The organism is Polaromonas sp. (genome assembly GCF_012927455.1).
Lineage (GTDB): Bacteria > Pseudomonadota > Gammaproteobacteria > Burkholderiales > Burkholderiaceae_C > Polaromonas.
The window spans coordinates 803,600-811,121 of record NZ_JABBPE010000002.1 but is presented as its reverse complement, the minus strand read 5'-3'; the positions used below and the strand labels follow the sequence as shown (position 1 = coordinate 811,121).

Genomic DNA, 7,522 nt, shown 5'->3' with positions numbered 1-7,522 from the left:
ATGCCCGATGCCAGTTCTTGAGACTATTCTTTGTCGGATAACCCAACCGTCGAATGGTCGCTCCAGTGCGTTTCCCGAGCTTTATATAAAGCTTGACTGCTCGAATGCGGTCTTCGTAAGAATACGTGAACTACCTCTAAGTAGTCCAACAATTCCGCCGCACCCCCAGATGGTCAACTTTCGGTCGGCGACAACAGCTCTCCACGCTGTATGAGCACACCAGTGTGGTTATTGCCACCAATCTGAGCTTTGCCGAATGGTCCAGTGTGTTTGGGGATGCCAAGATGACTACCGCATTGTTGGACCAGCTTACCCATCACTGCCACATTGTGGAGACGGGCAACGAATCGTACCGCTTTCAGCACAGCACCATGGCGGCGAAGTCTCGGATCAAGGCCAGGGAGCAAACCCGCAAGGTTGCCAAGGAGGTGGAACTGGGCGACGCCGCATGAGGTTGATCACCGTCGCAAAACCCATCGAAGGGAGGCGATCAAAAAGCCGCCAGTGAGTACACTTATCAACAGTTGCTGATTCAAAAATTGGCGACCCGCCCTGGCTCATTCTTGAATCGGCAGGGTGGCTCATTATTCAATCGGCGAGAACACCTGACAAAGGCCGCTAACGACATACAGTAAACGGCCTTTCCTTTCGTAAATCAATAACTTAAGCTGGTTTTTTCAAAGCATGAATAAAGCCTTCACCCGAGAAACCGACCCCGACAATGGGGAGCCAACGCCTGTGCCTCTGCTTGGCGGTGGCAAGAACTACATCACCCCGCTGGGGTATGAGCGCCTGCGTCGCGAATTGCTGGATCTAATTGACAGCGAGCGCCCCAAAATGGTCGAAATTGTTCACTGGGCCGCCAGCAATGGTGATCGATCTGAAAACGGCGACTACCACTACGGGAAAAAGCGCTTACGCGAGATCGACCGGCGCATCCGGTTTTTGACGCAAAGACTGGAGATTGCTGAAATCAGCAACCCGTCGCTCCACTATGGAAGTGACCAAGCCTTTTTCGGCGCCACGGTGACCTATGCCGGCGACAGTGGCGGGGCGCGTACCGTCACCATTTTGGGCATCGATGAAGCCGACAGTGCTTTGGGACAAATAAGCTGGATATCTCCCGTGGCCAGAGCCCTGCTCAAATCAAGGGTGGGCGATGATGTCAGCCTAGTGACGCCCCAGGGCGTACAGGTGCTTGAGGTGCTCAAGGTGAGCTATCCTCCACCCGATCAGAGCGCGTAGCCCTCAATGCAAGCAGCGTCAAGTCAATTTAGTTGGACGACTTGGCGCGCTGCACACGTAGCACCGAAGGAGTACGTTTGACCCTTCGTAATACCGCTGCCAAGTGAATACGATCTCGCACAGCCACCCCGAAGCGCAAGTCTGTCGCGTCTTGCGCAGGTTCTTGGCCCATGTCCACATGGGTGATGTCGGCTTCGGCATTGGCAAGAGCCGCGGCTACGCGCGCCAGTACCCCTTTTCCGTTGGAAACCGTAATGAGCAGGTAGGTCTCAAAGGCACGCACCGGCTCATCTGACCAGTCAACCGCAATGAAGCGCTCACTGTCGCGGTAGTGCAGTCGCTTGGCCACGGCACAGTCATCGGTATGCACAAAGAGGCCTTCGCCCCGTCCCAGGTAGCCCACAATACCGTCACCCGGAATAGGCCGACAGCAAGGCGCAAACTGCACGGAAGCGCCTTCGCTGCCATCAAGCAGCAGTGCGCCCTGCGATACGGATTCATGGGTTCCATAACGTTCACGGCTCATAAGCAGGACGTCCGGTTTTTCGCCAGTCTCGGCAAGCAGGGTCACGATGCGCTTGGCGACCATGCTGGCAATCCGCTTGCCCAGCCCGATGTCGGTCAGCAAATCAGCGCGCGAACGGTTGCCGGTAAAACGCAGGATTTTTTCCCAGTTGGCGTGATGGGCTTCATCATCCAGTGAAAGGCGTTCCCGATCTATGCCCTCGGCGCGCAGCGCTTGTGCGAGCATTTTTTCGCCTAGTTCCTGCGATTCTTCCAGCGCCATGGTCTTGAGGTGATGGCGTATTTTGGAGCGCGCCTTTCCGGTCCGTACAAAACCAAGCCAGCCTGGATTGGGGCTGGAGACAGGCGCCGTGATGACTTCAACGACATCGCCGTTGTGAATTTCTGATCGCAGAGGTACCTGCTCGCCATTTACTTTGGCCGCTACCGCACGGTGCCCCACGTCGCTGTGAATGGCGTAGGCAAAATCAACAATGGTCGCGCCACGAGGCATCGCCATGATCTGGCTTTTGGGGGTGAACACATACACGGCTTCGGGGAAGAGATCGATCTTGACGTGATCCCAAAACTCGGCCGCATCACCGGTTTCCTGCTGAATGTCAAGCAGCGACTGCAGCCATTGCGCGCCCAGCCTTTGTGAGGCGTCACTTTGCGGATCATTAGCCTTGTACAGCCAGTGGGCCGCCACACCTGATTCGGCGACCACGTGCATGGCCTCGGTACGCATCTGAAACTCGATATTAGTGCCGAACGGGCCTACCAATGTGGTGTGCAGTGACTGGTAGCCATTGATTTTTGGAATCGCAATATAGTCCTTGAATTTTCCAGGCAAGGGCTTGTAAAGCTGGTGCAAAACCCCCATAGCGGTATAGCAGGCCGTCAGATCCTGCAAGATGACGCGAAAGCCGTAGAGATCGGTTACCTGAGCAAAAGACAGGTGCTTCTCGTCCATCTTGCGGTAAATAGAATACAGCGTCTTTTCGCGCCCCTGGACTTGGACCGGGACCCGTGCACTGGTAAACGCCGCCTCTACTTCGGACTGCACCCGCTTGATCACATCGCGTTTGCGGCCGCGCGCCCGTAACAGCGCTTTGTCCAGGATCGCGTAGCGCCAGGGATGCAAATGCTGGAATGAAAGGTCCTGCAGTTCCCGGTAAGTCGTGTTCAGCCCCAGGCGGTGCGCAATGGGGGCGTAGATGTCCAGCGTTTCGCGCGCAATTCTGGTCCATTTGCTGCGCGGCGCATCGCCCAGCGTACGCATGTTGTGGGTGCGATCAGCCAGTTTGATGAGAATGACGCGCACATCGCGCGCCATCGCCAGCAACATTTTGCGGAAAGATTCGGCTTGATTTTCTTCCCGAGTATTGAACTCAAGCTTTTCCAGCTTGGTCAAGCCATCCACCAGGTCGGCCACAGACGCACCAAAACGCTCAATCAGTTCCGGTTTAGTAACACCGCAGTCTTCAATGGCGTCGTGCAGCAAGGCGGCCATCAGTGCCTGAGCGTCCAGCTTCCATTCCGCGCAGCGCTGGGCCACAGCGATGGGGTGGGTGATGTAAGGTTCGCCGCTGTTGCGCAATTGGCCTAAATGGGCTTCGTCGGCGAATCGGTAGGCACGGCGTACGTTCTCGATGTCGGCCGTGTTCAGGTAGTCCAGTTTGGCTGTGAGCGCGGCGAAGCTAGCCGCTGCGGCATTGGCTGCTGCCGGCGTTGATTTACCGGAAATGACAGGCAAAAGCGTTGCACTCATACCTTAAATGTATCGCGGCGTGAATAAAACCCGAAAACAATGGGTTTTACTCAGCCAAAAATGCAACAAGCACCGGCTTGCGGTGCTTGTTTTTATCAAAAGAGCGGGCAACTTTAGCCGGGAACTTTCTTCAACATTTCCAGACCGATTTTGCCCTCGGCGATTTCGCGCAAGGCGGTGACGCCGGGCTTGTTTTTGCTTTCGATTTTGGCGGCATGTCCCTGGCTCAGCATGCGTGCACGGTAAGTGGCAGCCAAAACCAGCTGAAAGCGGTTCGGGATTTTTTCGAGACAATCTTCGACGGTAATGCGTGCCATGTGATCTCCGGTGTGATCGATAACTTAGGGAATATTTAAGGCCTTGAACGTTTCGGCACGGGCGCGTCGCTGGGCTGAAAACTTGAGCCGCTGGGCGTGAACAATGGTTTTTAAGTCGAAAACTGCCCGCTCAAACAACTCATTTATTATAACGAAGTCGAATTGTCGAGCTTGCGCCATCTCGGCAGCGGCATTTTCAAGCCGCAATTCAATGACTTCTGCGCTGTCTTCACCGCGCCGCTGCAGGCGAGAGCGCAATTCCTCCCAGCTCGGCGGAAGTATGAAAATCATCACTGCATTGGTAAATATGCGCTTGATGTTGATGGCGCCCTGAAAATCAATCTCAAGAATCACATCGGCGCCATGCGCGACCCGCTCTTCGATGGTGTGGCGCGACGTGCCGTAACGGTGACCGTGAACATGCGCCCATTCCAGAAAGGCATCGCGCCGCACCATGCAGTCGAACTCTTCGGGCGACAGGAAAAAATACTCCCTGCCGTGCTTTTCCTGTCCACGCGGCGGCCGGGTGGTATGCGAAACGGCGGGCTGAATACGGGAGTCGAGCTCCATCAAAGCCTTCACCAAGCTGGACTTGCCGGCGCCACTTGGAGCCGCAACAACAAAGAGATTTCCGGGATAGTCCATATTTACTGGTTATAGTTTGCTATGAATTCGATAGTGGCGAACGACTACTCGATGTTTTGAACCTGCTCGCGAATCTGCTCAATCAGCACCTTCATGTCCACCGAAATGTGCGTCAGCTCCAGCGAGGCGGATTTGGAACCCAGGGTGTTGGCTTCGCGGTGCAGTTCCTGAATCAAGAAGTCCAGGCGCTTGCCTAATTCTCCGCCGACCGAAAGCAGCCGGTCGATTTCATCGAGGTGCGATGACAGGCGCGTAATTTCCTCGGCCACGTCAATCCTGATGGCAAAGGCGGTGGCCTCGGTCAAGGCCCTGTCCTGAGCTATTTCCGGCAGCGTGCTATTGCCTCCCAAGGTCATGGCCTCTTTCCAGCGCTCCAGAAAACGGGTTTTTTGCTGCTCCACCAGCTTGGGAACCATGGGTACAGCCAACTCCGCCAGCGCGCGCAACTGCGCCGTGCGGTCCAGCAGCATGTGGGCCAGCCGGGCACCTTCTCGCTCCCGCGCAGACATCAGATCTTTCAGAGCTTTCTTCGCCAGCTTGATCAGCTCTTCACTGTGGTCATGCGGTTTTTTGTCTTCATTGGTAGCGATTCTGAGGACATCGGCCACGCTGAGTGCAGCAGCCTGTGGCAACCACGACTTGATGCTATCTTCCAGTGAGCCCAGGCGTTGCAAAGTGGCGGGTGAGGGCGGGCGCAGACTGCTGGTCGATGCGCTTTCAAGCGATACCCGCATTTCTATCTTGCCGCGCTTAAGCTTGCCGGTGAGCAGTTCACGCAGACCCGGTTCAGCCTGCCGCAATTCATCGGGCAGGCGGAAGGCCAGGTCAAGAAAACGACTGTTAACAGAACGTATTTCGACGCCCAGCCTGGAAGTGGCATCATGGCTTGGTTCGGTTTCCGGGGCATATTGCGCCGTGCTGGACTGCACCGCTGCATAACCCGTCATGCTATAAACTGGCATTTATTGATACGCTTTACTAGAGAGAACAGGGCTTGGTGATGCTGTCACCGTGCCGCATCCAAATTATGTCAAAGGTCAAGCCCGCATCATTGCCGCCCGACACCGTCATTGGTGGCTATCGTGTTGTGCGAAAGCTTTCGGCTGGCGGGTTTGGAGTAGTTTACTTGGCCGTCGACAACGAAGGCCAGCAGATCGCCATTAAGGAGTACCTGCCGTCTTCACTGGCCAGCCGTGCGCCCGGGGAATTGCTGCCACAGGTGCAGCCTGACAAGCTGTCGCTGTACCGGCTGGGTCTGAAGAGCTTTTTTGAGGAGGGCCGTGCCCTCGCGCAGATTTCACACAGCTCGGTGGTGAGCGTGCTGAATTTCTTTCGCGAGAACGAAACCGTCTACATGGTCATGAATTACCTGGAAGGCGGCACCCTTCAAGACTTCATCATCACGGCGCGTGAGCTGAAAAAGCAAAAAGTCTTTCGCGAGTCGACCATTCGTTCGCTGTTTGACGAAATCCTGCGCGGGCTGCGCATCGTGCACCAGCACAAGATGCTGCACCTGGACATCAAGCCTGCCAACATTTTCATCACGGACGACAACCGGGCCGTGATGATCGACTTTGGCGCGGCCCGGGAAGTGTTGAGCAAAGAAGGCAACTTCATTCGGCCCATGTACACCCCGGGTTTCGCCGCGCCCGAAATGTACCGCCGCGACTCGTCCATGGGGCCCTGGACCGACATCTATGCGATCGGCGCCTGCATCTACGCTTCCATGCAAGGTTACCCGCCCAACGACGCACCGCAGCGCCTGGAAAAAGACCGCCTTTCGCTGGCGCTGTCGCGTCTTCGCGGCGTCTACTCCGACAACCTGATTGAAGTCGTCGAGTGGTGCATGTCGCTGGACCCGCTGTCACGGCCCCAGTCGGTATTTGCACTGCAAAAGGAATTGAGCCGGGAAGGTGAGCGCCGTTACACCAGGCTCACGGTCAGCGAGAAGGTGCGTCTTCAGTTTGACAACATCGTGTCTGATACCAAGAAAACCGCGCGCAAGGCTACGGCCTTTGCCACCAGATTCAAATGAAATTTTCAGTCTTTCAGGTGAGTCGCAAAGGTGGGCGGGAGAAAAACGAAGACCGCATGGGCTATTGCTACACGCGCGAATCGGGCCTGTTCGTGCTGGCCGACGGCATGGGGGGCCATCCTGAAGGCGAAGTGGCGGCTCAGCTGGCGCTGCAGACAATCTCTGCGCTGTACCAGAAGGAAGCCCGCCCAGTGATTCGCAACACCACCGAATTTTTGACTACCGCGTTGATGGCAGCGCATCACCAGATTCTTCGCTACGCCGCCGCGAAGGGCATGCTGGATACGCCGCGCACCACACTGGTGGCAGCCTTGCTGCAGGGAGCGGGCGCTACGTGGGTGCATTGCGGCGACTCGCGCCTGTACGTCGTGCGCGATGGCGAGTTGCTCACACGCACGCGCGACCACTCCTATCTCGAGCAGCAAAGCGCCGGCGTGATCAAGTTAAAGCGCATCAACCGCAACATTCTTTTCACATGCCTGGGCTCGCCGACCAAGCCCGTTTTTGACATCACGGGGCCTGTCATCCTGCAGCAGGGCGACAAATTGCTGCTGTGTTCCGACGGGCTCTGGGGTAGCCTGAGCGACGCCGAAATCGTCGGACAACTGGCTAGCAAGAGCGTTTCCGATGCGGTGCCTGACCTGGTCGAAAACGCCTTGCGTGTCGGTGGAGAGCACAGCGACAACGTGACCGTTCTGGCGATGGAGTGGGAAACGCCCGATGCCTTTGAGTCGACCCGGGGCGTGTCCACCGACAGCATCATGGACGGGGTGTTCGCCTCCACCATCCAGGCGGGCGGGCTGGATACCGGCGACGATGAGCTTGACGACGCGTCCATCGAACGCTCGATCGCCGAAATCAACGAAGCGATACGCCGTTCGGCTGCCAGGAAAGTCTGAAATCCAGCGGGGTAAGCTGGAGCTGATGAGGCCTCGCACGAGCGGTTTCGGTTTTCTTTTCCCCCTTTTTCCCTTTGTTACCCAAGTCCGGCGCTGCCGCCAGAAA

At 56.6% G+C, this 7,522-nt stretch carries 7 protein-coding genes and 1 pseudogene; 4 read left to right on the top strand and 4 right to left on the bottom strand.

The genetic code is table 11. The features are described 5' to 3' along the window. Positions 1–197: 197 nt before the first annotated feature. Together HHJ18_RS04380 and greB are read left to right on the top strand one after the other, a co-directional pair. Positions 198–452 (top strand): annotated as a pseudogene (locus tag HHJ18_RS04380) (ATP-binding protein); the annotation flags it as partial. Positions 453–684: 232 nt separating this feature from the next. Next, the gene (gene greB / locus HHJ18_RS04375; RefSeq protein WP_296911873.1) at positions 685–1,245 is read left to right on the top strand and encodes a transcription elongation factor GreB; all 561 of its coding nucleotides are present in this window, start codon (positions 685–687) and stop codon (positions 1,243–1,245) included. A gap of 28 nt (positions 1,246–1,273) precedes the next feature. Here greB and HHJ18_RS04370 read toward each other — a convergent pair whose 3' ends face one another. The 4 genes from HHJ18_RS04370 to HHJ18_RS04355 form a co-directional block, all read right to left on the bottom strand. Continuing rightward, complete coding sequence (locus HHJ18_RS04370; protein WP_296911870.1) at positions 1,274–3,520, bottom strand: bifunctional (p)ppGpp synthetase/guanosine-3',5'-bis(diphosphate) 3'-pyrophosphohydrolase; 2,247 nt, start codon at positions 3,518–3,520, stop codon at positions 1,274–1,276. Positions 3,521–3,633: 113 nt separating this feature from the next. Then, positions 3,634–3,837 (bottom strand): DNA-directed RNA polymerase subunit omega, encoded by a 204-nt coding sequence (gene rpoZ, locus HHJ18_RS04365; protein WP_293642269.1) that lies wholly within the window; start codon positions 3,835–3,837, stop codon positions 3,634–3,636. Positions 3,838–3,861: 24 nt separating this feature from the next. After that, positions 3,862–4,482, bottom strand: coding sequence for a guanylate kinase (gene gmk / locus HHJ18_RS04360; protein ID WP_296911867.1), 621 nt, complete (start codon positions 4,480–4,482; stop codon positions 3,862–3,864). A gap of 44 nt (positions 4,483–4,526) precedes the next feature. After that, complete coding sequence (locus tag HHJ18_RS04355; protein ID WP_296911865.1) at positions 4,527–5,444, bottom strand: YicC/YloC family endoribonuclease; 918 nt, start codon at positions 5,442–5,444, stop codon at positions 4,527–4,529. Positions 5,445–5,509: 65 nt separating this feature from the next. On the opposite strand from HHJ18_RS04355, the gene HHJ18_RS04350 reads away from it, so the two are divergent. Both HHJ18_RS04350 and HHJ18_RS04345 read left to right on the top strand, forming a co-directional pair. Continuing rightward, positions 5,510–6,517 (top strand): serine/threonine-protein kinase, encoded by a 1,008-nt coding sequence (locus tag HHJ18_RS04350; RefSeq protein ID WP_296911863.1) that lies wholly within the window; start codon positions 5,510–5,512, stop codon positions 6,515–6,517. Then, a complete protein-coding gene (locus HHJ18_RS04345) occupies positions 6,514–7,416 on the top strand; it encodes a PP2C family serine/threonine-protein phosphatase (RefSeq protein WP_296911861.1) in 903 nt (300 codons plus the stop codon). The genes HHJ18_RS04350 and HHJ18_RS04345 overlap by 4 nt, the downstream gene beginning before the upstream one ends. The last annotated feature ends 106 nt before the right edge of the window (positions 7,417–7,522 follow it).